The sequence below is a fragment of the Rhizobium sp. Root708 genome, assembly GCF_001429725.1.
Classification (GTDB): Bacteria; Pseudomonadota; Alphaproteobacteria; order Rhizobiales; family Rhizobiaceae; genus Rhizobium.
Map to the genome: position 1 here is coordinate 518,313 of NZ_LMHV01000043.1, position 25,917 is coordinate 544,229.

The following is a 25,917-nucleotide window of genomic DNA, read 5'->3' on the forward strand; positions in this document are numbered from 1 at the left end:
GGCCTGTCGCCTATCGGCCCGCTTCGAACAGCATGGAATGGCCATTGATGCAGTAGCGCTGCCCCGTCGGGGCCGGGCCATCGGGAAATACGTGACCGAGATGCGCATCGCAGGCGCTGCAGCGGATCTCGGTGCGCGCCATGCCGTAGGACGTGTCGCGGTGTTCGGTCACCGCGTCGGGCGCGACCGGTTCGAAATAGCTTGGCCAGCCGCATCCGGCGTCGAATTTCGCGTCGGACCGGAAGAGCGGCGAATTGCAACAGACACAACGATAGAGCCCGGTTTCGAACGAATCCCAATAGGGCCCGGTGAACGCGCGCTCCGTGCCGTGCTGGCGCGTGATGCGGTATTGTTCGGGGGTCAGTTGTTCCTTCCATTCGGCGTCGCTTTTACGGAACGTTGCGATCGTGTCTGTCATGGATCTTCTCCTTCCGGATGAAATGGATGGATTTGCGCTCCTGCCGGGAAATGTGGGCCCTCCACCGAAACGATCAAGACATCTGCCTTTCGGTTGAACCTCGGCTCTACTCCAAAGAGGGGATTCACCGCCGAAAACATCTTGGTATAGAATTCGTTAATTCCAAGGCGTCGCGATCTGGGGGCGGACGTGCTTTATCCTGTTGTTTCGAGCATCTACGCGGCAATCGCGGCAATGTGCCTCCTGCTGACGCTTCTTGAAGGCTGGGCCAGCCACGACGGCTGGCCGCCGCGCCGGCTGCTTGGTCTTCTCGCCTGCCTCGTCTGGCCGCTGCCCTTCGTCGCCTTCGTCGGCCACGATCTTCTGTTTCGAAACGCGGCGCGGCTTCCGGAACTCACTTCCTGTGCGAAACGTGCCGGCCGGCCGAAGATTGCTTGAGGCCCAGCCCTTCTTCTCCTAAACGTTACAACCACTTCCGCATGAAACCGCCTTTCGAAAAAAGGCGTTAGGCAGAGGAGCGGGGATGGCCGATGCAACGGCACTGACGTTTGCGGCTTTATGCCTGCCGTTCCTCGGTGCTGTCGTGGCGCCGTTTCTTGTCCGGATGCTTGGAGCCAGGGCGGCATGGCTGCTCGCGCTCCTGCCGTTGCTGGCATTCGCTCATTTTCTCGGCCAGCTTCCGGCAGTCGCAATCGGCCCTGTCCAAGGCGGCTATGATTGGGCGCCGAGCCTCGGCCTGCGGTTTTCCTGGCTGCTCGATGGTCTTTCGGTGACGTTCGCGCTGCTGATCACGGGCATCGGCGCCTTGATCGTCCTTTATGCCGGCGGCTATCTCGCGGGCCACGCCGATCAGGGGCGGTTCTTTTCCTTCATCTTCCTGTTCATGGGCGCGATGCTCGGGCTGGTCCTGTCGGACAACTTCCTGATGCTGTTCGTCTTCTGGGAGCTGACGTCGATTGCGTCCTTCCTGCTGATCGGCTTCGACCATCGCCGGGCCGCGGCGCGCCGCGCAGCGCTGCAGGCGCTTGTGGTCACGGGCGGCGGCGGCCTTGCGTTGCTGGCGGGCTTGCTGCTGGCCTCGAGCGCGACGGGCGCGGCCGAGCTGTCGCAATTGCTGCAATCGGGCGACGTGCTGCGCGACAATCCGTATTACCTGCCGGTCCTGCTGCTCGTGCTCGGCGGCGCTTTCACCAAGTCGGCGCAGTTTCCGTTCCATGTCTGGCTGCCGAACGCCATGGAGGCGCCGACCCCGGTGTCGGCCTATCTGCATTCCGCGACCATGGTAAAGGCCGGCGTCTATCTGCTGATGCGGCTCAATCCGGCGATGGGCGGCACCGTTGCCTGGGAAGTGTTGCTGCCGCTGTTCGGTGGCGTGACGCTTGTCGTCGGCGCATTGCTGGCCATCGCACAGACCGACCTGAAGCTTCAGCTTGCCTACACGACCGTCTCCTCGCTCGGCCTGCTCGTCATGATGGTCGGATTTGGAACGCCCCACGCCGTCGAGGCGGCCGTGGTCTACCTGGTCGCGCATTCGCTGTTCAAAGGGGCGCTCTTCATGGTCGCCGGGATCATCGATCATGAAACGGGCACGCGCGACGTAACGCGCCTCGGCGGGCTGCGGCATGCCGTGCCGGCCACTTTCGCCGCGGCCTTGGTCGCCGCTATCTCGATGGGTGGCCTGCCGCCTGCCTTCGGGTTTCTTGCCAAGGAACAGATCTATGACGCGCTCGCCGCGGCATCGCCATGGGCCGTCGTCGCGACGTCAACGGCGGTGCTTGGCAATGCGCTTATGTTCGCGATCGCCTTCGCGGTTGGCTTGAAACCCTTCTGGGGCAAGACGAAGGAAACCCCGAAGCATCCTCACGAGGCTCCGATCTCTCTGCTGGCAGGGCCCGCCGTTCTGGCTGTCCTCGGGATACTGGCCGCCCTTTTCTCAGGGCACGTTCATCAGTGGCTGTCTTCACCGATGGCATCCGCTGTCAGCGGCAGCGCCGTCGAAGTCGGCATCTCGCTTGCGCCTCATATCGGCCTGCCGCTGCTTTTGTCGCTGCTGACCATCGCGCTTGGTGCCGTCTTCTACTGGCAGCTTGACCGCCTGCGCGCTGTCATGGCCGCCTGCCTGAACTGGCTCGGAACCGGTCCCGACCGGGGCTTCGACCATGCGATCGCAGGCCTGATCCGGCTGTCTGCAGCCGTCACCCGCGTTCTGCAGCCCGGGCGGCTTGAGGTCTACATCACCTGTACCTTCCTCTGTGTCGCCGCGATCCTGCTGCTACCTCTGTGGATCTACGGGGAGCTTCCGGCCTTGCCCGTCTGGCCCGCTCGCTTCCAGACGCACGAGGCCGGGATATTCCTGCTGGCGGTTGCCGGCCTGCTCGCCGTGGTCGTGGCCCGCGACAGGCTGACCGCGATCGTGTCGCTCGGCATTCAGGGCCTCTCCGTCGCCATCCTGTTCCTGCTGTTCGGCGCGCCCGATCTCGCCTTCACGCAGCTGATGGTGGAAACGCTTTCCGTCGTCATCCTCGCGCTGGTGATGACGCGGCTGCGTCTGTCGCCAAGGGATCGGCGATCATTTGCCCAGATGCTGTTCGACGGCAGCATCGCCATTGCCTGCGGTTGCGGCTTTGCGCTGCTGTTGATGAAGGCCACCGAGCGGCCGCTGGACATGGCGCTCAGCGATTTCTTCAATACCTATTCGAAGGCGATCGCGCACGGCGCCAATGTCGTCAACGTCATCATCGTCGACTTCCGCGGCACGGACACCCTGGGTGAAATCGCGGTCGTCGCCATGACCGGACTTGCCATCCTGGCGTTGATCCGCGTTCGGGCGCACACCGAGCGAAAGCTCGCGGAAAACGATCCGAATGCGCCCGAGGATCTGGGAGTTGAGCGCCCATGAACACGCTGATCTTCAGGACCATCGCGCCCGGATTGACGGCCCTGATGCTGCTCTTTTCCGTCTTCGTGCTGTTGCGCGGCCATAACGAGCCGGGCGGCGGCTTCATCGGCGGGCTGATCGCGGCCTCGGCGCTGGCGATCTTCGCGATCGCGCGCGGCGTAGGCTCCGTGCGCCGCGCCATCGTTTTCCACCCGCTGGCGATTGCCGGTGCCGGATTGCTGATGGCCTGCTGCGCCGGGCTCCTGTCGCTGTTTCTTGCCGTTCCGTTCATGACCGGCCTGTGGATTTATCCGTCGCTCTTCGGCGTCGAGGTCCCCCTGTCGAGCGTCATGCTGTTCGACATCGGCGTCTATCTCGTGGTCGTCGGATCGCTGACGTCGATCGCGCTGGCGCTCGAGGAACGGGAGGTGGAATGATGGAGCCGGTGTTTGCCGTTCTCGTTGGCCTGTTCTTCGCGGCGGCGATCTACCTGATGCTGTCGAAATTTTCGATCCGCATCATGCTGGGGATCGCCATATTGGGAAATGCCGTCAATCTGCTGCTATTCACGGCGGGCCGGATCACGCGCGAGGTGCCGCCGATCATTCCCGCTGATCTCGCGGTATTGCCGGCAGGCGCGGCGAACCCGTTTCCGCAGGCTCTGATCCTGACGGCGATCGTCATCTCCTTCTCGTTCCTCGCCTTCCTGCTGGTTCTGACCTATCGCGCCTACCAGGACATCGGCACCGACAATACCGACGAGATGCGCATCGCCGAGCCTGACAAGCCGCGGTTGCCGCCGATGGGATACTAACGATGGCAGTATCACCGGGAGCAACGATCGATATTTCCGCCGCGATGGCGGTCGCGCCCGTACCGCTTGGCGCCTGGCTGGCGGTCGCGCCGGTCGCGCTTTGTATCACGCTCGGCGCAATTCTGTTGATGGCGCGCAGTTCGCTTCGGCTGCAGGCGTGGATTGCGCTGTGTGGTCTCGGCCTGCTTGTCCTGATCGATGCCGCCTTGCTCGCCAAGGTGATTGCCGAGGGACCGGTCACCATGGTCATGGGGCGCTGGTACCCGCCGTTCGGCATTGCCTTCACCGTCGATCTGCTTGGCGCCCTTATGGCGCTGGCCTCCGCTATCGTTGCGCTGGCGACCGGCATCTACGGGCTCGCCGATATCGACGAAACCGCCCGCCGATACGGTTTCTATCCGCTGTTGATGATGCTGATGGCCGGTGTCAGCGGTGCCTTTCTGACCGGCGACGTCTTCAACCTCTATGTCTGGTTCGAAGTCCTGCTGATCTCGTCGTTCGGTCTGCTGGTGCTTGGCTCCGAGCGCGGCCAGATCGACGGAGCGATGAAATACGCGGTGCTGAACCTCATCGGCACGACGCTGTTTCTGATCGCGGTCGGCATCCTCTACGGCGTCTTCGGAACGCTGAACATGGCCGATATCTCGATCAAGGCCGAGACGCTGCGGGAAGGGGCGCCGATGATGACGCTGGCGAGCCTGTTCCTGCTGGCCTTCGCGATGAAGGCTGCCGCCTTTCCGGTCAATTTCTGGCTGCCTGCCTCCTATCATACGCCGAGAATCGTGGTGTCGGCGCTGTTTGCCGGATTGCTGACCAAGGTTGGGATCTATGCTCTTCTCCGTGTGATGTTCCTGCTGCTGCCAGTGGAGCGCGAGCAGTTGAGCCTGCTGATCGCCATCGTCGGAGCCGTTACCATCATCGTCTCGGCCCTCGGCGTTCTCGCGCAGGACGATATTCGCCGGCTTCTGGGCTACGTCGTCATCTCGGGTATCGGCAACATGCTGGTCGGCGCGGCGCTCGGCACCGCCGGCGGCCTGTCCGGCGCGATCTTCTACGCGCTCCAGTCGATGGTGCTGATGACGGCGCTCTACTTCGTCGCCGGCCAGGCAGCGACGCTCGGGAAGAGCTTCTCGATGACCGCGCTCGGCGGCCTCTACAGGCGAAACGGTGTCTTCGCGGCGATCTCTCTCGTGCTTTTTCTCTCGGCATGCGGCCTGCCGCCATTCGCCGGCTTCTGGCCGAAGGTGATGCTCGTCAAGGCGTCGCTGGATGTCGGAGCGTGGTGGCTGGCAGCGCCGATCCTGATCGGCAGCCTGCTGACGACGATTGCCTTCGGGCGCCTGTTTCTCCTGGCATACTGGCGGCCCGCAGCCGCGGTGCCGGAAACGCGAAAGTCGCTCGACCTGCGCGTGCTTCTGCCGCTGCTCGGCCTGTCGGCCCTCGTCGTCGGCTTCGGACTGCTGCCCGAACGTCTGCTCGCGCTGGTTCAGGGGGCATCGATGGAGCTTTCCGACCCGACGATCTATCTCCGATCTGTCTTTCCGGGGAGTGCCGCACCGTGACCTCGCTGCTTTTCAATGTTCTGCTTGCGATCATGTGGTGCGTCGTCACCGGCAGCCCGTCTGTTCACAACATGATCCTCGGCTTCGCCCTTGGCGCACTCGCGCTGTTCGTGGTGCGCGAACCCTATGGCAGTCGCGGCTATCTGCGGCGCTTCGCGGCCATCCTGTCGCTTGCGGCGACCTTCTTGAAGGAGCTCGCCTTGTCGGCATGCAAGGTGGCGCTGACGGTGCTGCGACCGGACATGCGCCTGAAGCCCGGCATTTTCGCCTTTCCACTGACGGTGCAGAGCGACGTTGAAATCATGCTGCTCGCCAATCTCATCACCCTGACGCCAGGCACCCTCTCGGTCGATGTCTCGGACGATCGCAAGACGCTCTTTGTCCATGCGCTCGATTGCTCCGACCCGGAGGCGACCAGACGCGGCATCGCGGATGGCTTCGAGCGCAAGATCGCGGAGGTATTTCGCTGATGTTCCTCGGACCGATCGTCTACACCGCTGCCTCCGTCGCCTTGTTCATCCTCGCAATCGCATTTCTGCTCGCCGGCTGGCGGGTGATTGCCGGGCCGACGCTGCCCGATCGTGTATTGGCGCTTGATACGTTGTCCGGCATCGCAATCGGCTTTATAGCCGTCGTTGCCGTGAAGACGGGTTTCACGCTCTATATCGATATCGCGATCGCGCTCGGTCTCGTCGGCTTCCTGGCAACTGTCGCCTTTGCGCGCTTCGTGCTGTCGCAAGGGGGCGAATACGGATCGAATCAGTCCGGACGGTATGAACGAAAAGCCGACCGGGCAGGCAAGCGCGCAGCTCGGCGCAAGGGCAGGGGAGGCAAGTCGTGATCGCGGAAGCAATGGCAGTCATCGTCGCGCTGCTCTTGATAGCAGGCGCGCTTTTCGCCCTGGTGGCGGCGCTCGGCATCCTGCGTCTGCCGGATCTCTATACGCGCATGCACGCCGCCTCGAAGGCGGGAACTGTGGGTTCCGGGCTGCTTTTGCTTGCAGCCGGTCTTCATTCGGGAGAGGTTGCCGTCTTCGCGCGTGCGCTGGCCGGATTCGTTTTCTTCATCCTCACGGCACCTGTTGCTGCACATTTACTTGCGAGAGCAGCACACATGACAGGATATCGTCTGGGCCCGGATTCGACGCAGGATGATCTTCTTGGAAGGTGAGCGGGGTTCGCGTTCAGTATTTTAAGCAGCTTTTTGCAGCTTTAAGCAGCGTTTTTGATGTTTAGTGTTTGTGCTGCTCCATATCAATTCTTGGAAATTAGTCGATTTTCGTTGGATATATATGAAATATTAATTGGCGTTTTCGCAAAACGGTGATAATTGATTGTCCAAGTAGAGTTCTGATATTGAATTAGAATGACGACGCTTTTTCCTCGTTGACTTTGAATTTCAGTGTTTAATTGGGGAAAGTGGCTTTAGTTAGTTCGTAATGATTTGATATCAGGCAGTATAAAAACAGGTTTCGGCCTCAGGAATCTAGGGGTGGATTTCAGTTTTTCGAAACAGGTAGCCGCAGACTGAGTTTTTTGCTGTTCGCTCTACGAGAGTGGTCGAATGCCGTGAGGCGCTCGATCTTGTGAGCATGAAAACAGGAGAAACGAAACATGACGGATACTGCAGCCGGTAGCGGGCCGGAATTGCTGGTCGAGCTTACCGCAGATATTGTCGCCGCCTATGTTAGCAACCACGTCGTGCCAGTTGGCGATCTCGCCAATCTGATTTCCGACGTGCATTCGGCCCTCAGCAATACATCGACTCCGCAGCAAGCCGCGGCCGTCGTTGAAAAGCAGAAGCCGGCCGTATCGGTGCGCAAGTCTGTCCAGGACGAGCAGATCACCTGCCTCGAATGTGGCGGCAACTTCAAATCATTGAAGCGCCATTTGATGACTCACCATAGCCTTTCGCCTGAAGAATATCGCGAGAAGTGGGACCTTCCGGTGGATTACCCGATGGTCGCTCCGGCCTATGCCGAAGCTCGTTCGCGTCTCGCCAAGGAAATGGGTCTCGGCCAGCGTCGCAAGCGTAGCCGCGGCTGAACGATCCAACACTGGTCACTACGGAAGCCGGGCATTGCCCGGCTTTTTTTCGTTTCTACGGGATAGCTAACGAGGAAAATAATCCCAAATAAAGTCGTTCGAAAGCGAATTTCATCAGAAATAACAAGGGAAAGTTGCAGAGAAGATCTTTCCAAGATCCCCGACGGTCGCTAGGGTGTATGAATTAATTCCTATTTCATAGGAGTGTTCGTATGCCGATCGGAAATGTGTCTCCGCCCGCCGCAGGCGCGGCTCCCCCTATTGCTGCCGCTGCGATTCAACTGGAATCCAAGCGAGCACCTGCTCCTGCCACGTTGCCTAGTCATGCAATCTGCCGGATCTGCGCAGAGATCACCGGCGAGATGGCCTCGCTTGTGGGCGCGCGCATCCAGCGCCGGCGCGACCGCCGCCGTGCGTCGTGCCATATCCGCCAGATCGCCATGTATGTCTGCCACGTCGCCTTGCAGATCCCGCTCCATGAGATCGGCCGGGCGTTCGGTCGGGATCGCACGACCGTCGGACATGCCTGCCACGTCGTCGAAGACCGTCGCGACGATCCTGATTTCGATGAGTTCGTCTCGACGGTCGAGCGCACGGTCGGTTTCGTCTTCCGATCGGGAGGCGAAGCGCATGAGTGAGGCAATCACCAACAAGGCCACCGTCAGGCTGCTGAAGTTGCTCGCGCGCGGTAGAACGAAAACAAGCGTTCGTGACGGCGTCGCCATTCTCTCCTTCGAAGGCACGTCTCATCCGGTTCCCGCCGAAATACTTGCCGACGCCGAGGCCCGTGGCCTAGTCAGCCGGCAGGACAACATCATCTGGCTACCGCCCGAGGGACGCGCGTTTCTGCGGCGCGCGGCGGCGGAACGGGAGGAAGCATTCCTCGATCAGCACCGGCTCGTCGATGAGGTGGTGGTCGCCGTCGATGGCGCAAAGACGCGTCTGCGGATCAACCGGGAAGAGTCACCCCTGGCTTGCCTTGTCCGCTTGAAGGAGAAGAGCGGCGGTCCGTTTCTGCCGGAGGAGGCATTCGTCGCCGGCGAGAAGCTGCTTGCCGATTTCACCCGGGGCCAGCTGCAACCGCGCATGACCGCATCCTGGGAGCCGCGTCTGTCCGGCCGCGCAAAAGGCGATCGGGGCGGCATGGCCGACCTCAGCGACAGCGCGATGGCTGCCCGCCTGTCCGTCAACCGGGCGCTTGAGGCGATCGGTCCCGAACTGGCCGGCGTTGCCCTGGATGTCTGCTGCTTTATGAAGGGGCTGGAGACGGTCGAGCGCGAACGCCAATGGCCGGCGCGCTCCGCCAAGCTGATGCTGCGGACAGCACTTCTCGCGCTGTCGCGACACTACACGCCCAAAGGGACCGGTCGCCGGCAGCGCGTCGAGCATTGGGGCGACGAGAATTACCGGCCGGAACTGATCTTGCGATAGCGGTACTTAGGCCGCAGCGCGAACCCTGGCCTCTTCGCGGATCCTGTTCACCATCGAGCGTAGGCCGTTCGAACGCTGGGACGACAGGTTTTCCACCAGGCCGATCTTCGAAAACACCTCGAAGGCGTCAAGGGCGGCGATCTCGGATGCCGTCTTGCCGGAGTAGGTGGCAAGCACGATCGCCACCAGGCCGCGCACGATATGGGCGTCGGAGTCGCCCTCGAAGGTCATGACCGGGTTGTCGGGGTTGCCCTCGGTATGCGTCACCAGCCAGACTTGGCTGGCGCATCCCATTACCTTGTTGGCGGAGGTCTTCTTCTCCTCGGCCAGATCAGGCAATGCCTTCCCGAGTTCGATCACGAAGCGATACCGGTCTTCCCAGTCGTCCAGGAAGGAGAAATCGTCGATAATCTGCTCGAGGGTGGTCATGGGCAAATGGGCCTTTCCTTATTGGACCTTCATATAGGGGAAAGACCGCCAGATTTGAACCAATAAAAAGAAACGCCGCGAAGGATGGGCATCCTCGCGGCGCAGCAACTGAGCTGAAAAATAAACAGGGCAGGCACGTCAGGCACAGGGCGCTCCCCTGAGGGGCGCCGGTGCAAGCTTTGGTCGCGGGCTGGCCGCGGAAATTCTCAGGTGGCCGGGCGCGGTGTCGGCAGCGGAATGGTGCCGGTCGTCACGTTGTCGCTTGACGCGTCCTGACCGTCATCGACCGGCGGGCGATAGGGCATCGGCTGGTTGAGCGCGGCAGTTTTCTCCTCATGCGCCTGCAGGGCGGCTACGGGAGAAGCCTGTGTCGGCGCAAGAGCGACCGCCGGCTTGGAAGAAGAAACGGAGGCGACATCGGCGGTCTTGCCGTTGCCGAACTGATTGTCGAGAAGCTCAAAGGCAACCCGGGCGCCGTCACGGGCGCGGTGGCCGAGCGCCGAGACGGTTTCGGCACCCTTGACGCAAACCTCCGGCTTTTCTCCGCACAGGCCGCTCAGATAGTCATAGGCGCCGGTTGCCGCGACGAAGGCGTCGGAAATCTGCAATGTCGGTTCGTTGGCATTCTTCACTGTGCTCTCGCCGTTGAAGAAAGACAGCAGCACGAGCACAAGCCCGAACCAGAACGATCCTTTGATCAGAAACCACATAGTCGTTGCCCATCCTGTTTCCCGTTCGGTCTTGTCGCCGAATCGGTCCGGTCTTCCGGTGTGGCTTCACCATAGAAAGAACTTGCGAATGCCTGTTTTCAAAACTCGTCGGCATTTGCGGCAAATTTAATTCAAATTGTAGCGAATGACATTTGTGACGCATTTCAGTCGAATTCTTGCCATTGGCGTTAAGCATGCCGGAGCCTGCCTCCTGTAATTGCAAGCTTTCCGGCTGACGACGCCGCCACAAATATTAACGACAAGCCGAAATGTGAGCGAATTCCGTCGCTTACTCGTTGTTAACCGTAAAAAACAAAGCCCCTTTGGACTGGCCCAAAATGGGACTTTTAGCCCTTTCCAGCTGTGGAGCGGGACTTTCCCTTATCCTTTCTTTAAGCGCCCGGGGCCTATTGTCGGCACTCGATAAAGAGCCTTTTCGGCGGGTATTGCGTGCGTTTATTGAGTGAAATCGGAGATCGGGCTGCGGCCCTCGTGGACCGGGCGGCCGATGGCTGGCTTTCCCGGACGGGCGGGGTGGCATCGGTGCGCCAGCGGGAGCTTTCGATCCTGCGTCGGCTCGCGCTGCTCTCCTCCGCTGCCCTCGTCGTCGCACCTGCGGCCCTCTCGTTCGTGACCACGCCAGCCGTCGCTCTGCCCGCCGGGGTTGCAGCCGTCTGCGCCGGCTTTCTGTTTTCCGCCGTCGGCAGCATAGCACTCTCGCGCCAGAGCCTCGCCGGCTCCGGTCTCGCAAGCCAGCCCGCGGAAGACTTCTACATGGAAGTCAGCGCCGGGCTCGTCCTCATCTTCGATCCGCAGGGCAACGTCGTCACCGTTGGTGGGCGTGACAAGCGCGATTTCCTCGTCTGGATGCGCAGCCCCGAGGGCCGCGGTTTCCTCGAGCAGATCCATGTCTCCGATCGCATCCTCTTCCTGCAGGCGCTGGATCAGCTGCGTCAGGGCGAGGAGCAGGCAACCGTGGACCTGCGGCTCGAGCGTCCGTCTGTCTCGCGCGACAGCCGCCAGTTCGCCTATCTGAGGACCGAGCTGACCGCGCGCCGCGACAACGATGGCAACCTCGTCAGCGTCGTCTCCCAGCTGCGTGACGTCTCGGTGGAGCAGCAGCTGCGCGTCGAAGCGCAGAACCGGGCGGCCGATGCGCAATCGGCAAACGACGCCAAGTCCCGTTTCCTTGCGGCGGTCAGCCACGAGCTGCGCACGCCGCTGAATGCCATCCTCGGCTTTTCCGACATCCTGCTCGGCGAGTATTTCGGCAAGCTGGAGAACGAGCGCCAGCGCGAATATGTCGGGCTTGTCCGCGATTCCGGCGCCCATCTGCTGTCCGTCGTCAACACGATGCTCGACATGAGCAAGATCGAGGCCGGGCGCTACGAGCTTGTGCCTGAACCCTTCGACGTCGCGGCTGCGATCCGTTCCTGCGAAGCGATGCTCGGGCTGCAGGCCAAGGCGAAGGGCGTGTCCCTGACCAGCCGCATCCAGCGCGGCCTCGACGAGGTCGTCGCCGATCAGCGCGCCATCCAGCAGGTTCTCATCAACCTCGTCGGCAATGCCGTCAAGTTCACCGATGCAGGCGGCGCGATCTCGGTCGATGCCTCGGCCCGCGACGGCGTCCTGACCCTCTGCGTCAGCGACACCGGCATCGGCATCCCGGCCGACAAGCTCGAAATGCTTGGCCAGCCTTTCGTCCAGATCCAGAACGACTATACCCGCCGCTTCGAAGGCACCGGCCTTGGCCTGTCCCTGGTAAAGGGCCTCGTTGCGCTCCACGGCGGCGATTTCGCGATCGCCAGCACGCCGGGCGCCGGCACGATCATTACGATTTCGATTGCAGTGGATGGGTCCGGTATCAGGGCGGCGGAAGCCGAGCCTCATGATCTCATTGAGTTCCCGCCGCGATTGAAGACTGCGCCGGCCAATGCCGGTCTCTTGGAAGAGGGGCTTTTCGATGGCCGCGAGCAAGCGAAAATCGCCTAAGGGGAAGCGCGGCCGGCAGAAGCCCGGCCTGCTCCTCACCGGCGCGACGGTCGTCGGCAGCCTCGGGCTGCAGGGCGCGAGCCTGCTCGGCGGCGTCGTCGGCCGAAATCCGTCGATCGCCGGCGGCTCGGCCGCCTTCCTGGTCATCTTCAGCTTCGTCGCCGCCAACGCCCTCTGGTATCAACCGGGCACCCATCCGCATCCGTTTCTGCGTACGCGCGATCCGCTGTTCCCCTATGCGCTCGGTGGCCGGCCGGTGGCCGAAGAGCATTCCGGCGAGGTTACGACGTTCAAGATCGAGCGGCAGGACGAGAACGCCGGCGACCCGACGACCAATTCGACACCGCCGGTCGCCGCCTTGGCGCCGAACGCAAGTCAGCTGGTCATGGACATACAGACCGAGCTTTCGCGTCGAGGGCTCTACAACGGCGTCGCTGACGGCGTCATCGGCCCGCGCACCAGCGCGGCGATCCTCTTCTTCGAGGAAACGGTCGGCATGCCGCAGAAGGGCGATGCCACGCCTGGCGTGCTTGCCGCGTTACAGGCGAATTCGGTCGGCGCGTCGCCGATACCCGTTGAGCGCCCGTCGGGTGACATTTCCTCCAGCGCTGCCGGCGAGGACCCCGTAGCCGCTGCCATTCGCAGCGCCGAGAAGACGGTGAAGACGGCTCCGACGCCGGTCAAGCAGACCCAGTCCGCCGCCCTGTCGAGCGTCGACCTTGTCCTGAAAATCCAGCAGGGTCTCGCCAACATGGCCTATGCCAATGTCGGCGTCGACGGCGTTGCCGGCGAGCAGACCCGCGTGGCGATCCGGCACTTCCAGAAGCACTACAGCCTGCCGGAAAATGGCGAGCCGAGCGAAGTTGTCCTGAAGAAGCTCAAGGAAATCGGCGCGCTCTGAGGAGCGCTTTGCCCGGCGCATTGCGGCCGCGGTTAGGGCGGGCTATATCGCCACAATGAGATTGCGCACCGACATCTTCGTTTCCGCACTGTTGCGCCGCGTCTTCGCGATGGGCGACTTTGCCGCCGTCGAGAAGAAGGGGGCCGAAGAGGCCGGTGCCGTCTTCATCCGCCAGCATTTCCGCGATGGCCTGGAAACGCTTTACGGGCCTGCGCCTCAAAGCGCCTTCGACGATGGCGGCAGTACCGAGCGCCTGTTCGAGATGCGGCTTGAGCGCCGTCCCGCCGACGATGTCCGGGATATGCTGGACCGCGAGCGGAAGTTCGATTCCGATCTCTGGATCGTGGAGCTGGAGGCTGAGGAGATCGGCGACCTCGTGCCGACCGCGCGCCGCACCGAAAATCCTTTGTGAGCGCTCTTACCTGCTGCGGCTGACGAGCTTCAGATCGCGCGCTGCCGGGATCTGACGCGCAGGGCGCTTGGCGTTCGACTGTTCGGCTGCCGGCTCTGCCTGTTCCGGCAGGTAGGTGTAGCTGTCGGCGCGGCGCCAGGCTTCCACGCGCGCGTTGCATTCTTCTGGTTCGAGCGCGTCGAGAAGCATCCAGGCCCGCGTGACGCTGTGCTGCGCCTCGGCTAGGTGCGGATAGAGTTTCTCGAGCACGAAGACCGCATCGAGAAAATCCATGCCGACGCTGGTCAGCGTCGTTCCAAGCTGCTGGCCGGACATGTCGAGCATGATGCGCTCGGAAAGCCAGCGGCTGGCCGAAAGCGCGTCGGCAAGCGCTGTCGCGAAATGCAGCGCCTCGCGGTTGCGCGCGAACCGAACGAGAAGGGCGGCCTGCACCGGCGACAGCGTCCTGAGGCCGAGACGGTCTCCCTCGGCGTCGCCGAGGTGCCGGGCGAGCTGACGAATCCGCTCGCGCATCTGTTCTTCGCTCTCGCGGCGATCGTCGGTTTCTGTCTCAGCCACAACAGGCGTGCTGATAACAGGCTCCGCCGGTTGGGCGGCGATCGGCGCAGCGGGAGGCTGTTTCGGCTCCACATGACGAAGCCCGACCAGCGCATCCACCACCTTCGGAGACAGCGATGCGCGGCTGACGATGGCCTTCGAATGAGCGCTGCCCTGCATCCGGGCGATTGCGATCAGCGTATCGTCGTCGATGGCTTGCGAGGAGGTGAGAAACGGCGCCGCGATCTCGATCGGCTGCGAGCCGACGAAAAGGGCGACGGCCTGCGGGATCTGCTGGCATTGCGAAAGTGCGGCGACGGCCTGACGCCGTGCTTCGACTGACGAGGCCATGAACAGAGGCGTGAAAAGCTCGGCAAACTGACGAAGCTCGGACCGCGTGGGAGGCTGCAATCCTTCGAAGCTGCTGACGGTCGCCATGAGAACCACGTCCTTCTTCCGGCTGGCGGAGGGGGCCTCTAGGTCTCGGAACCGATCACGCACAAGTACACACCCTGGAAACTAAGAAAAGGGATGCCGCACGACTGGACGCGTTATCGAGACGCTCTCTACCTCATACGGTTTTATGAACAAATCCTACAGGAGCAGGGTTAATGCTTGCTAAAGAGCAGAGGCATTTGTGCCGGAAAGGCGCAGCCGCAGTGGGTGCCTGTGGATAAGAAGGGGAGGCGACCGCTCAGAGACTTTTCAGGTCGCGCAATGCGAGCAGAAGCCTGTCGCTGTCGTCGAAGCCCGACTGATAGAGGTCAAGGGCTGCCGACGCGGCAACCTGCGCTTCGGAACTCTTGATATCGATACGTCGTTCGACGCACCATGCATCGAGCGCGTGCCGCAAAATATCGAGATCTTCAGGGGAAAATGTCGAACCGATCAACAAAGACATCTACCTGCCCGCCTTGGTTACTGATTGACCCGATGCCATTCACCAGCCTCTGCCCTCGGCTGATGCTCCGACCTTATCGAAATTGAATTGGACTGCAATTAGTATTTTCGTGATGCAATTATGCAACAAACGCCCGCCGGACCTCCTCGCGCGGTACAGCTCCCACTAAGTATATGATTTTGCGCTAAAATAAATTGGCGACCTTCAAGGCGATTCTTTCTCCAAACCGTTGAAACCAAAACGCCTGTTCGGGCGTTACTGCTTCACCGCCTTGGCGGCCGATGGAAGCTCGAGAATTTAACAATCTGTTAACTGTCGTATGTCTCAATTCGGTAAGGAACAACGCGATCGGCTAGCGATCGTCGGGTATCCACATCACGGTATTTTGGATGTGCCGTGAGAAAGGCGCGAATGACCCAAGGGCGAACCGAAGCCCGAAAGGACGCGCTGGTCCGTTGATGCGGACAGGGTGAGATTCACGAGTTCATCCGTCTCGGGCAGTGCAGGGAGACGAGCATGGCAAAAGTCGTTGCATTGGCTGACCGTCTGTCTCGGACGCAGAGCCGCAAGCATACAGCGCCGATCGAGGCGCAGATTCTCTTCTTTACCGGCGTTCGCTATGAGCGCCTGGGTGAGACCGGAAAGCCGGCAAGTGCCCGCCGGTCGGTGCGCTCGAAGGTCAAGTAAGGGATCAATTGGCGCCGGACGCGAATTCTTCACAGCCGGCGTTGGAAAGAAAGCTCTTCGCAGCAGCGTCGAAGCTTGACTGCGGCGCCACCGTTCTGAGAACGGCATAGCCCTCGGAGCGAGCCGACTCCACCAGGATCGTCTTCTGAAGTTCCGCAGGCAAAGCCTTGCGCAGCTCCGTCAGCTGGATCGGGCTTCCGATCAGGATATCGACAGCGCCCCCCACCGACGTCCGATCGTTCATGCTGAAAATCTCGTTGGACGCCTCGTCGTAGAGAGCGATCGACCAGAAGGGGACGTTGCCCTTCGCGGTGAACCTGACAGGATTTTCCTCGGTATCGAACGAACAGACCGCGGTGTGAACGAACGGGTCGTCGTTGGAGAGCCCGGCGGTGTCGTCGGTGCCGCCAAGCAGGTAGAAGGTGTCGATATCACCCTCGGACGCAACGCGGGTCGCAGCATCCCGCCCGGTGAAGTGCGGCAAGGAGAGGATGATGACGAGGTGCAGAAGGGCCGCGCCAAAAAGGCCGGCAAGCAGTGCGAACAGGACCCTAAGCATTGCCGCACCCGGTCTTCTGAAGCTTCGGCATGGCGAGGTCGATGACCCCGGAGCTACCGGCCGTCGGCGTGTCGAAAAGCGTCAGCACCAGTTGGAATGTGCCCGCCGCAGGCACGGCCAGCCAATTACCCGGTCGTGCGCGGGGCGAAATATCGATCGCGAAGGTGCTGTCGGCATTGCGAAGAACCGTCCAGGAATTGAGCGCGCCGGGCAGGCCTGTCTGTAGCGAGGCGGGGCTGCCGCCATTGTCGGCGGTAAACAGCGTCCAGATGCGCGCCGCCGGCGTCTGCCCGACGATCCGGTAGCTGCAGCCGGCATTCAGCGGCTCTCCGTCGTCGTCGACCTTGGCGGTGAACATCAGCCCTTCCGCACTGCCGTAGAGCAGCCGACCGGCGCGGGCGCGATGCGATTTGGCATAGGGGTCGGCTTCTTCGGTCTGTAACTGCGGGAAGGCCTCCCAGGCGCCGAGCTTGATGGCTCCGAAGCCCGCCGTGGCGTCGAGCGCATAGAGGGATACCAGAATTCCGCCGCCAAAGGCGATCGTCAGGATCATCGCAATGAAAAGAGGAAATCGAAACACTAGGCGCCTTTGATCAACAAATCAGTTGAAAGGGTTACCACTGATTCCGGCAGGGTGGAATGGCTCAGCCGTCTCCTCGCGGCGGCACTTTTCCTTCGCCTGGATTTCACTCCGCGCTGGCGACCTTCTGCGTCACCAGCGGCGGTGCGGTTTTCAGTTTTTCGCCGAGGTCCTTGAGGATCCGCGTCGATTCGACCGAGAGCATTCGCGGACGAACGAGCGGCGGCGGGCTGCCCTCGGGCGGCTTGGCGGCAACCGTCTTCGGCGCCTTTTCCGGCGCCGGGATCGGCACGCCGGGGATCTGCCGCAGGGTGATGCCCTGGTGTGCATAGTCCATCGCGCGCTTGAAGGTCATCGCCGGCAGCGAGCCGCCGGTCATCTTGTTGGTCGAGGTGTAGTCGTCGTTCCCGAACCAGACGGCGGTCGTATAGTTGCCGGTGAAGCCGATGAACCAGGCGTCACGGTAGGCCTGGGTGGTTCCCGTCTTGCCGGCGGTGAGGATGCCGTTGTCGAGCGCTGCCTTTCGGGCGGTACCGACATAGGGCACGCGCGACAGCATCTGGTTCATGTAGGCATCGGCCTGTTCCGACAGTACGCGCTTGGCCGGTGGCTCGTCCTTGTCGAAATCGTAAAGTACGTCGCCGCCGTAATCGAGGATTTGGGTGATGCCGTGGCGGCGCGACTGCATGCCGCCGGCCGGAAACACCGCATAGGCGGTTGCCTGGTCCATGACGGTCACCTCGGAGGTGCCGATCGGGATCGTCACGTCGTTGCGGACGGGAGATTCGACGCCGAGATTGGTGGCCATCGCCCGGATGGGGGCGATGCCGAACTTCTCCTTGGCGAGGCGCACGGGGATTGTGTTGATCGACTGCGCGATCGCAGTTGCGAGCGTTACGCGACCGGCATAGCGGTTCTCGTAGTTGTGCGGGCTCCAGTTGCCCCAGGAGATCGGCGCATCGACGACAATGCTGTCGGGCGTCATGCCGTTTTCCATGGCGACGGAGTAGGTGTAGACCTTGAACGACGAGCCCGGCTGGCGCAGCGCCTTGGTGGCGCGGTTGAACTGGCTCTCGCCATAGTCGCGACCGCCGACCATGGCGCGCACCGCGCCGCCGTTCTCGATCATCACCATCGCGCCCTGCTTGGCGTGATAGCTCTCCCCATATTCCCGCAGCGAGGTTTCGACGGAATCATCGGCTGCCCCCTGCAGTCCCATGTCGATCGTCGTTCGGACGATCAGGGAGTGCTGGTGGAAGCGGGGCGAAAGCCGCATCACCTCGTCGAAGGCCCAGTCAAGGAAGAAGTCCGGCGATTCCACCTCGTTGCGGTCGACGACGGTGGCCGGACTGCGGCGGGCGGCGATCACCTGGCCCTCGGTCATCAGGCCGCTCTGCACGAGATTGGTCAGCACTTCGTTGGCGCGACCGCGAGCGGCCGGCAGGTTGACGTGCGGCGCGTATTTCGCCGGCGCCTTGAACAGGCCGGCAAGCATGGCCGATTCCGCCAGATTGACGTCGGTGATGCTCTTGCCGAAGTAGAACTGCGCCGCTGCCGCCGCACCGAACGTGCCGCCGCCCATGTAGGCGCGGTCGAGATAGGTGGAGAGTATTTCCTTCTTCGACAGGTTGGCTTCCAGCCACAGCGCCAGGAATGCCTCGGTGATCTTTCGGTCGATCGAGCGCTCGTTCGACAGGAACAGGTTCTTGGCAAGCTGCTGCGTCAGGGTCGAGCCGCCTTGGACGACGCCGCCGGCGCGCGCGTTCTCGCTCATGGCGCGGGCAAGGCCGATGAAGTCGATGCCGAAGTGGTCGAAGAAGCGTCGGTCTTCGGTGGCGATCACCGATTTGATCAGCGCATCCGGCAGCTCGTCGATCGGCACGGAGTTCTGGTGGATGACGCCGCGATGGCCGATGACGTTGCCGTAGCGGTCGAGGAAGGTGACGGCATAGTCGCCGCGATTGCGCCAATCTTCCTTGGTAGCCTCAAAGGCAGGCTGGGCAAGGGTGAGCATCAGGACGGCGCCGACCGAACCCCAGGTCAGGCCTTCGCCGACCAGTTCGACGACGATGCGCTTCCAGCCGCGGACGCGGAAGCGACGGAAGAAGATGGTGATGTCTTCCCAGATCTCGGCCGAGCGAAAACCGGCATTCCAGATGGTCGAATCGATCCATGAATCGATCTTCAGCAGGATGTGCCGTTTCTTGGCCGGTCGTTTTTCTGGATTGTCCGGATCCGTCACGTCTTATATTCCCGCCCGATCAGTCGCTTCGACGTCGGGTGAACCTGACGCCGGACTATGGCAAATCTGCCGATAGTGTCCGGACTAGCCGGACCATGGTGAATCATTGGTTGATTTGCCTGGCAAGAACAAGAGAAATGGAAAGCTCTCACGTGATTTTGCGGGGGCTGTTGCAAGAACGGAATGATGGAACAGGCACCTTTCTGGACGCAAAAGACGCTTGCCGAGATGACCAACGCCGAATGGGAAAGCATCTGCGACGGCTGTGGCCTCTGTTGTCTCAACAAGCTCGAGGAGTGGGATAGCGGCGACATCTATTTCACCTCGATCCGCTGCAAGCTGCTCGACGATCAGAGCTGTCGCTGTTCCTCCTACGAGAACCGCTGGGATTTCGTGCCCGACTGCGTCCAGCTCACCAAGGAAAACGTCGACGAGATCGCCTGGCTGCCGCCGACCTGCGGCTACCGGCTGATCAATGAAGGCCGCGATCTCTACTGGTGGCACCCGCTGGTCTCAGGCGATCCCGAGACGGTGCATGCGGCCGGGATTTCGGCGCGCGGTCGCACCATCGACGAAACCGGGGTCAAGGTCGACGACTTCGAGGATTACGTGGTGGACTGGCCGCTGACCGTCGGCGACGAGGCGCGGGCGCAGGAGCCCGAGACCGCCAAGTGATATCAGCCTAGGCGACAGCCTGAAGAAACCGGCGAAGCTCGTCGCGAACATAGTCTTCGACGGAGCCCTGCGGCTTAAAACCCCACCAGAGCAGGCAGCCCTGCCACTGCGACAGCATCAGCCGCCCGAGCGGCGCTTTGCCTTCGGCGCCGAGGCATCCGTCGAGTGCTTCAGTCAGTGTCTTTCCCCAGGCGGCCCCGCGAGCCCGCAGGGTAGGGTCGCGCAAATCTTCCCTGAGCACCAGCAGGCCCTCGGCATAGGACGCGGCATCCTCGCCGTAATCCTTGGAAAGTCCTGCCAGCAGGTCGATGGCGCCTTCGGGCGTTTCGGGAACGGACTGGATCAGCCGCTCCGTTTTCATGTCCAGCCGGTCCCAGGCGCGCAGCAGGCAGGCTCGCAGCATCGCCGCCTTGGTGCCGAAACGCTGCACCAGCGTCGAGCCGGAAAGGCCGCTGATCTTCGCCACCGCGCCGAAGCTCGCCGCATCCGGACCTTCCGCATGCACAAGCCCGAGAACCATGTCGAGCAGCTGTTCGTCCGAAAGCGTGCGGGGGCGGGGCATGAAGTTTCCTCTTGCGTTCGCGATGAATATGAACGAACGTTCGTTTATATTCAAGCGGAATGGTGAGGCCCATCGAATGGGGTTCCAGCGGGAGGACAAGAACGTGGCAGCACTTTCAGGAAAGATCGCCCTCGTCGCCGGCGGCACGCGCGGTGCCGGTCGCGGCATCGCCGTGGAACTCGGGGCCGCCGGCGCAACCGTTTACGTCACCGGCCGTACGACGCGGGCAACGCAATCGGAATATGGCCGCCCGGAGACGATTGAGGAAACGGCGGAGATGGTAACGGCTGGCGGCGGCGAGGGAATCGCCGTCCGCGTCGATCATACCGTGCCCGAAGAGGTCGAGGCGCTGGTCGCGCGCATCCGTCGCGAACAGGGCCGGCTCGATATCCTGGTCAACGATATCTGGGGCGGCGAGCATCTCACCGAGTGGAACAAGCCGGTCTGGGAGCACTCGCTGGACAAGGGCCTGCGCATGCTGCGGCTGGCGATCGACACGCATCTGATCACCGCGCATTTCGCCCTGGCGCTGATGATCGAACATCCAGGCGGGCTGCTGGTCGAACTGACCGACGGCACCGCCGAATACAACGCCACGCATTATCGCCTCTGCCCCTATTATGACCTGGTGAAAACGGGCGTGATCCGCATGGCCTGGGCGCACGCCAAGGACCTCGCGCCGCACGGCGCAACCGCTGTGGCGCTGACGCCGGGTTGGATGCGCTCGGAAATGATGCTCGACATCTTCGGCGTCAGCGAGGAAACCTGGCGCGACGCGACCGCGGCACAACCGCATTTCGTGATCTCCGAGACACCGCGTTTCACCGGCCGGGCGGTGGCGGCCCTTGCCGCCGATCCCGAACGTGCCCGCTGGAACGGCCAGTCGCTATCGAGCGGCGGTCTCGCCAAGGTCTACGGCTTTGATGATGTGGATGGCTCGCGTCCGGACTGCTGGCGCTACATGGACGAGGTGATGGAGGCGGGCAAACCCGCCGATGCCGGCGGATACCGTTGAATCACATTAGCCGGACGGAATGACAACGAACTGCTTTTGCAGCGTTTTCGGCGCGGCGTTCTGCCATGACTTGCGCACCAGGCCCTGCACCAGGTCGTCGCTGGCTTTGCCGTAGAAGAGCCGGGTCGAACCCCGCTGCCCCCAACCGCCCGGCACGGCAGCCGTATCGTCGGGTGCTACGGCCAGCGTCATGTGCTGCTGGTCGGGCGTCAACCGGACCACGCAATAGTCCTGCTCTGGCATCGTCAGGAATATCTTGCTGCGTACGCGGAAATCACGCGTGCCGTGATGCGCGCTCTCGACCGCTTCCGGCAGGCTCAGCGCAAAGGAAACGAGTTCTTCCTGATCCATGCCGTAAAATTAGCACATGCTGATAGGCGCGGACCAATCAGAAAAACTCACGCACCGCCGCATCGAGGAAAATCGACGAAGATAGGAAAATAATCCTTGACGGCGTGACGGTCGTTTGATAGGGTTATGGCATAGTCGAAAAGTTGCGGGCGCAGCAGCGGCCGATGTCTTCCAAAGAATTCTCTATTGCCTCGATATCGCGCTTTGCGCAGCGGATGGTCCGAGCAGCGAATGCGAGAAGGCGAATGTGTTCTCGCCCTCCTGAAGATAATCCCGAGGCTCTCTCGTCAGGACGGAGAGGACCGAGTGGGCCGTGCCGGTCCAGGTTGCCATGAGATCATGTGTTTCAAAGACGACGAGAGGGGTTTGATCGACCCAATCGGTGTTGCTTCGAAAAAGACTGACCTCGCTGCCTTCGATGTCGATCTTCACAATCAGTGTTCTTCCGTTGGGAACGGAGGCGAGCAGGGCAGGTATGGTTTGCGCCTCGATCTCTCCGGATGCGCTTTCGATGGTCTGCCAGGCCCAGGAGCCGTGCCCCGGATTGTGAAGCGTGATATGCCCGGGATGATCGGATATTGCTGCCATGACCGGTCGTATCGGCCGGTTCTTGGCATTCCGGCACAGCGCCGAGTAGTTCTCTGGTTCCGGTTCTACCGCGATGATGATTGCACGTGGAAATACTTGGGAATACCAGACGGAAGCCAGTCCGCAATTTGCGCCGCAATCGACGATGACGGGGGTTTCTCCTGCAGCGATAATACCCTGATAGCAACGATATAGCGCCTCGGCGTGGACGGCGCTCTTGATGTTGTATTCCTCGTCCAGGAAGACCTGACCGAGAACGTCCCAGTCCGACGATCTGGGCCTCAGGAAGATATCGCCCTCCACACCCGCCATGCTGATCTTTTTGATCTCTGTGCTGTCCCGGGTGGTCTGCCGATTGACGTACACGGAGAGGGCGGCTAGCGGCCCCCAGTGCTTTGTCAACGTACTTAGCGTTTGAAAATGCCACAGCATCAGCGAGTCCTGGTTGTGGATCATAAGTATTGATGTGAGTATAAATAGAACATCTAAGGCGGGATCGGGCAAGGATAGCCTATAGCGGCACTCAATGCAGGAAATCAGAAGTATCGGCCTGTCCGCGCGTTGCCACTGAATAGATCCCCCGGCCACAGAGGTTTCAACAATGGATGTCGAGAGTTTCAAGCCCGAGCTATATGCTTGTGGCCGCAGACGCGCGCTTATTGCTCCGGGGTCACGGCAGTATCGGACGGCGCGGATGTCCGGACCGTCGTCGAGGAATATTTTCTTGAGACGAAATCCGGTGCGAACGCCGCGCCGGACGACCTGCGGGTGCTCCTCAATGAAATGACGGCGGAGATGCGCGAGCAGTTCGCGGCTTTCCGCGCACTGCGCAGATCGGCGGAGGCAGCGGCTTCGGCAAGCGGCGAGGAGGCGGCGGCAAAACTTGCCCGCGCCGACCTCAAGGCCGCCACCGATGCCATGTCGCTCATCGTGCGCACGCTGGAAAAGATCGACCAGCTTCAACGCCAGTTCGCCCGCGACCGGGAACTGGCGATCGAGGAAAACGAGACGGCGATGGGACTGGACGATGCGAAGACGAGCTTTCTCAAGCGCATCGAAGAGCGAGCAACAGCCCGCGCCCTGGAGCTCTTTGAAGACTGGCAGCGCAACGGCCCTCCCGCAACCGACGAAGACGAGGCCGTCAAGGCTAGCCGCGAAGCCGAACCGGGCTGAACGCCTGGCCGCCCTTGCCGACGAACGGCAAGCGGCAAGGTTGCTGGCGCGGCATGAGCAAAGGATGGCTGATATCGTGGCGCAACATTCGCAGGTACGGCAGGCGATGGCGGCGGTCAACGCAACCACCGGCGCGCTTCTCAAAGCAGCCGCCCAGCCGCTGTGCGCACCACGGCAACAGGAAGAGCTCGTCTCGCTCGATGCGGCAATTTCGCCCGAGATATTGGCCGAGCGACACGACCTCTGGAAAACCCTGGCGGGTCTCTGGGAGTTCAACGCCCGCCCCGGGCAGCTGCCGCCGCCGGACGACTGGCGTATCTGGCTGATCCTGGGCGGGCGCGGTTGCGGCAAGACGCGGGCAGGTGCGGAATGGGTGCATGGAATTGCCAGCGCCGGGCAACGATCCGATCTGCGCATCGCCTTGGTCGCCGAGACGCTTGGCGATGCCCGGGAGGTGATGATCGACGGTATCTCCGGTATCTGCCGCATCGCTCGCCGGCGATGCCCGGAGTTTGAGGTTTCGCGGCGCAGGCTCGTCTGGCCGAACGGCGCGGTGGCCCAGATCTTCTCGTCCGAGGATCCGGAAAGCCTTCGGGGTCCGCAGTTTCATTTCGCCTGGTGCGATGAGCTGGCGAAGTGGAAGCATGGCCAGGAAACCTGGGACATGCTGCAGTTCGGCCTGCGCCTTGGCGCCCATCCGCGCCAGCTGGTGACGACGACGCCGCGTCCGGTGCCCTTGCTGAAGCAATTGATTGCCGACACGGGCACGCGGCTGACGCGGATCAGCACGCTTGCCAACGCGGCCAATCTGGCGCCGGGTTTCATCGATGCGCTGGCGCACCGTTACGGCGGCACGCGGCTCGGGCGCCAGGAGCTTGACGGAGAACTGATCGAGGATCGCGAAGACGCGCTCTGGCGGCGCGAGATGATCGAGGCGGCCACGATCCGTTTCACCGGTGAGATCAGACGCATCGTCGTCGCCGTCGATCCGCCGGCGGCGGCCGGTGCGCAATCCTGCTGCGGCATTGTCGTTGCGGGATTGGAGGCATCGGGGCGCGCGGTCGTGCTTGCTGATTGTTCGGTCGAGGGTGCGAGCCCGGCCGGCTGGGCCGGCGCGGTGGTGCGTGCCTACCGGCGCTTTTCGGCGGACCGGGTGGTGGCGGAAATCAACCAGGGTGGCGACATGGTGGCATCGATGCTGAAGAGCATCGACGAGAGCCTGCCGGTCTCGACCGTGCGGGCGACGCGGGGTAAGTATCTGAGGGCCGAACCGGTCGCGGCACTCTACGAGCAGGGGCGAGTGGCCCATGCCGGGCGCTTCGTCGCGCTTGAGGACCAGATGTGCGATTTCGGCCCGGACGGGCTTTCATCCGGCCGTTCGCCCGACCGGCTGGACGCGCTGGTCTGGGCGTTGACGGCACTGATTCTGGAAGGAAATGGAGAACCCCGGGTGAGGGGCATCTGAAAGACTAGCGTTGAGGTTGTTGTTGTGTCGGACGCGGCGTCTGCTGTTCGGGACGAACCTGGCGCCATTCGTTTTCGAGCTGGTCGACGACATGCTGGGGAATGGTCGGCTGATTACTGTTGGCCGGCTGCTGCATGCTCTCCTCCAAGGGCTTGATGTGACGGTGAGTTAATCACTGGCACGGCTCAAACTATCTGTAAATCAGGCGCTTAAACACTTTAAACGATTGAATTAATTTTAATCGATTGAGGCGCAGAACGCCGTACCACTTTTTGAGGCTGACACCATGGTTATCCACATCGACAGGCCCTTCTTCTTCGACACGGTGCGCGATGCCCTGTTCAAGGGATTGCTTAATCAGCCGCAGGTGGAGGGCATGACGGCGATACTCGATTTCTGGGAAACGCGGATGGCGGACGCCGATCCGCGCTGGCTCGCCTACATCCTGGCGACCGCCTATCACGAGACTGCCTATACGATGCAGCCGGTGCGCGAGACGCTGGCAACGACGGATCCGAGGGCGATCGAAATTCTGGAGAACGCCTATGGGGCAGGCAAGCTCTCCTGGGTGAAGACCCCTTACTGGCGGCCGGATGAAGACGGCAAGAGCTGGCTTGGCCGCGGTCTGGTGCAGCTCACCCACAAGCGGAACTACGAGGCGATGAGCAAGCTCACCGGGATCGACCTCGTTGCCGAGCCTGATCGGGCGATGGAGATGGATGCCGCCGTTTCGATCTTGATCGAAGGCATGGTGCAGGGCTCCTTCGCCAATCACAAGCTTGCCGATCATCTGAACGAAACGACGGATGACTGGGTCAATGCCCGCCGCATCGTCAACGGCACCGATCGGGCGGAAAAGCTCGCCGGCTACGGCAAGACCTTCCTTGCGGCGATCCGCCGCGAAGAGCCGGCAGGGCCGCTTGCGCGGTTGAAGGCGTGGCTCCTGCGTGCTATCGCGCGGGTCTTCGGCTAGACCTTCGCAGGGAGTTC

At 62.1% G+C, this 25,917-nt stretch carries 32 protein-coding genes; 20 read left to right on the top strand and 12 right to left on the bottom strand.

What is annotated here, in order from left to right; genetic code table 11:
* Window positions 1-10 precede the first annotated feature (10 nt).
* On the bottom strand, window positions 11-418 hold the full coding sequence (msrB, locus tag ASE04_RS26815) for a peptide-methionine (R)-S-oxide reductase MsrB (protein WP_056825185.1): 408 nt from the start codon (window positions 416-418) through the stop codon (window positions 11-13).
* Window positions 419-607: 189 nt separating this feature from the next.
* Here msrB and ASE04_RS26820 point away from each other — a divergent pair, with 189 nt between their 5' ends.
* The 11 genes from ASE04_RS26820 to ASE04_RS26870 all read left to right on the top strand — a co-directional run bounded on the left by ASE04_RS26820 (window position 608) and on the right by ASE04_RS26870 (window position 9,148).
* Entirely contained in the window at window positions 608-856 is a 249-nt protein-coding gene (locus ASE04_RS26820; RefSeq protein ID WP_443216927.1) for a hypothetical protein, read from the top strand.
* 85 nt (window positions 857-941) lie between these two features.
* Window positions 942-3,317 (top strand): putative monovalent cation/H+ antiporter subunit A, encoded by a 2,376-nt coding sequence (locus ASE04_RS26825; RefSeq protein ID WP_056825187.1) that lies wholly within the window; start codon window positions 942-944, stop codon window positions 3,315-3,317.
* Window positions 3,314-3,733, top strand: a complete 420-nt coding sequence (locus ASE04_RS26830; RefSeq protein ID WP_056825189.1) for a Na(+)/H(+) antiporter subunit B — start codon at window positions 3,314-3,316, stop codon at window positions 3,731-3,733. Before ASE04_RS26825 ends, ASE04_RS26830 begins: the two co-directional genes overlap by 4 nt.
* Window positions 3,733-4,110, top strand: coding sequence for a Na+/H+ antiporter subunit C (locus tag ASE04_RS26835; protein WP_056825191.1), 378 nt, complete (start codon window positions 3,733-3,735; stop codon window positions 4,108-4,110). Before ASE04_RS26830 ends, ASE04_RS26835 begins: the two co-directional genes overlap by 1 nt.
* Before the next feature lie 2 nt (window positions 4,111-4,112).
* Window positions 4,113-5,672 (top strand): Na+/H+ antiporter subunit D, encoded by a 1,560-nt coding sequence (locus ASE04_RS26840; protein ID WP_056825194.1) that lies wholly within the window; start codon window positions 4,113-4,115, stop codon window positions 5,670-5,672.
* Window positions 5,669-6,142, top strand: a complete 474-nt coding sequence (locus ASE04_RS26845; protein ID WP_056825195.1) for a Na+/H+ antiporter subunit E — start codon at window positions 5,669-5,671, stop codon at window positions 6,140-6,142. Before ASE04_RS26840 ends, ASE04_RS26845 begins: the two co-directional genes overlap by 4 nt.
* On the top strand, window positions 6,142-6,513 hold the full coding sequence (locus ASE04_RS26850; protein ID WP_056825196.1) for a cation:proton antiporter: 372 nt from the start codon (window positions 6,142-6,144) through the stop codon (window positions 6,511-6,513). Before ASE04_RS26845 ends, ASE04_RS26850 begins: the two co-directional genes overlap by 1 nt.
* Window positions 6,514-6,524: 11 nt before the next feature.
* Complete coding sequence (gene mnhG, locus ASE04_RS26855) at window positions 6,525-6,842, top strand: monovalent cation/H(+) antiporter subunit G (RefSeq protein ID WP_056825816.1); 318 nt, start codon at window positions 6,525-6,527, stop codon at window positions 6,840-6,842.
* Between the two features lie 443 nt (window positions 6,843-7,285).
* Complete coding sequence (locus ASE04_RS26860; RefSeq protein ID WP_056825197.1) at window positions 7,286-7,717, top strand: MucR family transcriptional regulator; 432 nt, start codon at window positions 7,286-7,288, stop codon at window positions 7,715-7,717.
* 212 nt (window positions 7,718-7,929) lie between these two features.
* Complete coding sequence (locus tag ASE04_RS30860) at window positions 7,930-8,355, top strand: helix-turn-helix domain-containing protein (RefSeq protein WP_056825198.1); 426 nt, start codon at window positions 7,930-7,932, stop codon at window positions 8,353-8,355.
* Window positions 8,348-9,148, top strand: a complete 801-nt coding sequence (locus tag ASE04_RS26870) for a DUF6456 domain-containing protein (RefSeq protein WP_056825200.1) — start codon at window positions 8,348-8,350, stop codon at window positions 9,146-9,148. Before ASE04_RS30860 ends, ASE04_RS26870 begins: the two co-directional genes overlap by 8 nt.
* A gap of 6 nt (window positions 9,149-9,154) precedes the next feature.
* On the opposite strand, the gene ASE04_RS26875 is transcribed toward ASE04_RS26870, so the two are convergent.
* Entirely contained in the window at window positions 9,155-9,577 is a 423-nt protein-coding gene (locus ASE04_RS26875; RefSeq protein WP_056825202.1) for a SufE family protein, read from the bottom strand.
* A gap of 206 nt (window positions 9,578-9,783) precedes the next feature.
* Entirely contained in the window at window positions 9,784-10,287 is a 504-nt protein-coding gene (locus tag ASE04_RS26880; RefSeq protein WP_056825204.1) for a DUF5330 domain-containing protein, read from the bottom strand.
* A 450-nt stretch (window positions 10,288-10,737) separates the two neighbouring features.
* On the opposite strand from ASE04_RS26880, the gene ASE04_RS26885 reads away from it, so the two are divergent.
* Genes ASE04_RS26885 through ASE04_RS26895 form a run of 3 tightly spaced genes read left to right on the top strand, consistent with a single transcriptional unit; the run spans window position 10,738 to window position 13,592 of the window.
* On the top strand, window positions 10,738-12,279 hold the full coding sequence (locus ASE04_RS26885; protein WP_056825206.1) for a sensor histidine kinase: 1,542 nt from the start codon (window positions 10,738-10,740) through the stop codon (window positions 12,277-12,279).
* Entirely contained in the window at window positions 12,251-13,180 is a 930-nt protein-coding gene (locus ASE04_RS26890; protein WP_056825208.1) for a peptidoglycan-binding domain-containing protein, read from the top strand. Before ASE04_RS26885 ends, ASE04_RS26890 begins: the two co-directional genes overlap by 29 nt.
* 55 nt (window positions 13,181-13,235) lie before the next feature.
* On the top strand, window positions 13,236-13,592 hold the full coding sequence (locus ASE04_RS26895) for a DUF1491 family protein (RefSeq protein WP_056825210.1): 357 nt from the start codon (window positions 13,236-13,238) through the stop codon (window positions 13,590-13,592).
* A gap of 6 nt (window positions 13,593-13,598) precedes the next feature.
* On the opposite strand, the gene ASE04_RS26900 is transcribed toward ASE04_RS26895, so the two are convergent.
* Both ASE04_RS26900 and ASE04_RS26905 read right to left on the bottom strand, forming a co-directional pair.
* Window positions 13,599-14,630 carry a DUF2336 domain-containing protein gene (locus ASE04_RS26900; protein WP_056825212.1) on the bottom strand — a complete coding sequence of 344 codons (1,032 nt, stop codon included), beginning with the start codon at window positions 14,628-14,630 and terminating at the stop codon, window positions 13,599-13,601.
* A gap of 193 nt (window positions 14,631-14,823) precedes the next feature.
* Complete coding sequence (locus ASE04_RS26905; protein WP_056825214.1) at window positions 14,824-15,030, bottom strand: hypothetical protein; 207 nt, start codon at window positions 15,028-15,030, stop codon at window positions 14,824-14,826.
* Between the two features lie 516 nt (window positions 15,031-15,546).
* On the opposite strand from ASE04_RS26905, the gene ASE04_RS31310 reads away from it, so the two are divergent.
* Window positions 15,547-15,717 (top strand): hypothetical protein, encoded by a 171-nt coding sequence (locus ASE04_RS31310; RefSeq protein WP_200960775.1) that lies wholly within the window; start codon window positions 15,547-15,549, stop codon window positions 15,715-15,717.
* Window positions 15,718-15,721: 4 nt separating this feature from the next.
* On the opposite strand, the gene ASE04_RS26910 is transcribed toward ASE04_RS31310, so the two are convergent.
* The 3 genes from ASE04_RS26910 to ASE04_RS26920 form a co-directional block, all read right to left on the bottom strand.
* On the bottom strand, window positions 15,722-16,276 hold the full coding sequence (locus tag ASE04_RS26910; protein WP_056825216.1) for a DUF1254 domain-containing protein: 555 nt from the start codon (window positions 16,274-16,276) through the stop codon (window positions 15,722-15,724).
* Window positions 16,269-16,856 (bottom strand): DUF1214 domain-containing protein, encoded by a 588-nt coding sequence (locus ASE04_RS26915; RefSeq protein WP_056825218.1) that lies wholly within the window; start codon window positions 16,854-16,856, stop codon window positions 16,269-16,271. The genes ASE04_RS26910 and ASE04_RS26915 overlap by 8 nt, the downstream gene beginning before the upstream one ends.
* Window positions 16,857-16,962: 106 nt before the next feature.
* Window positions 16,963-19,098: a transglycosylase domain-containing protein gene (locus ASE04_RS26920; protein WP_056825221.1), complete on the bottom strand. Its 2,136-nt coding sequence runs from the start codon at window positions 19,096-19,098 to the stop codon at window positions 16,963-16,965.
* Between the two features lie 186 nt (window positions 19,099-19,284).
* Here ASE04_RS26920 and ASE04_RS26925 point away from each other — a divergent pair, with 186 nt between their 5' ends.
* On the top strand, window positions 19,285-19,773 hold the full coding sequence (locus tag ASE04_RS26925) for a YcgN family cysteine cluster protein (RefSeq protein ID WP_056825818.1): 489 nt from the start codon (window positions 19,285-19,287) through the stop codon (window positions 19,771-19,773).
* Window positions 19,774-19,780: 7 nt separating this feature from the next.
* Here ASE04_RS26925 and ASE04_RS26930 read toward each other — a convergent pair whose 3' ends face one another.
* Entirely contained in the window at window positions 19,781-20,335 is a 555-nt protein-coding gene (locus tag ASE04_RS26930; protein ID WP_056825223.1) for a TetR/AcrR family transcriptional regulator, read from the bottom strand.
* A 76-nt stretch (window positions 20,336-20,411) separates the two neighbouring features.
* On the opposite strand from ASE04_RS26930, the gene ASE04_RS26935 reads away from it, so the two are divergent.
* Complete coding sequence (locus ASE04_RS26935; protein WP_056825820.1) at window positions 20,412-21,350, top strand: SDR family oxidoreductase; 939 nt, start codon at window positions 20,412-20,414, stop codon at window positions 21,348-21,350.
* A gap of 6 nt (window positions 21,351-21,356) precedes the next feature.
* Here the strand turns inward: ASE04_RS26935 and ASE04_RS26940 are convergent, their stop codons facing one another.
* Together ASE04_RS26940 and ASE04_RS26945 are read right to left on the bottom strand one after the other, a co-directional pair.
* The gene (locus ASE04_RS26940) at window positions 21,357-21,701 is read right to left on the bottom strand and encodes an MmcQ/YjbR family DNA-binding protein (RefSeq protein WP_056825225.1); all 345 of its coding nucleotides are present in this window, start codon (window positions 21,699-21,701) and stop codon (window positions 21,357-21,359) included.
* 183 nt (window positions 21,702-21,884) lie between these two features.
* Window positions 21,885-22,793 (bottom strand): FkbM family methyltransferase, encoded by a 909-nt coding sequence (locus tag ASE04_RS26945; protein ID WP_156408896.1) that lies wholly within the window; start codon window positions 22,791-22,793, stop codon window positions 21,885-21,887.
* A gap of 132 nt (window positions 22,794-22,925) precedes the next feature.
* Between ASE04_RS26945 and ASE04_RS26950 the strand changes: the two genes are divergently transcribed.
* On the top strand, window positions 22,926-23,462 hold the full coding sequence (locus ASE04_RS26950) for a hypothetical protein (protein ID WP_056825229.1): 537 nt from the start codon (window positions 22,926-22,928) through the stop codon (window positions 23,460-23,462).
* A 64-nt stretch (window positions 23,463-23,526) separates the two neighbouring features.
* Window positions 23,527-24,927 (top strand): DNA-packaging protein, encoded by a 1,401-nt coding sequence (locus ASE04_RS26955; RefSeq protein WP_244490496.1) that lies wholly within the window; start codon window positions 23,527-23,529, stop codon window positions 24,925-24,927.
* 4 nt (window positions 24,928-24,931) lie between these two features.
* On the opposite strand, the gene ASE04_RS31990 is transcribed toward ASE04_RS26955, so the two are convergent.
* The gene (locus tag ASE04_RS31990) at window positions 24,932-25,063 is read right to left on the bottom strand and encodes a hypothetical protein (protein ID WP_274533909.1); all 132 of its coding nucleotides are present in this window, start codon (window positions 25,061-25,063) and stop codon (window positions 24,932-24,934) included.
* 150 nt (window positions 25,064-25,213) lie between these two features.
* Between ASE04_RS31990 and ASE04_RS26960 the strand changes: the two genes are divergently transcribed.
* Entirely contained in the window at window positions 25,214-25,900 is a 687-nt protein-coding gene (locus tag ASE04_RS26960; RefSeq protein WP_056825232.1) for a glycoside hydrolase family 19 protein, read from the top strand.
* Window positions 25,901-25,917: the final 17 nt, after the last annotated feature.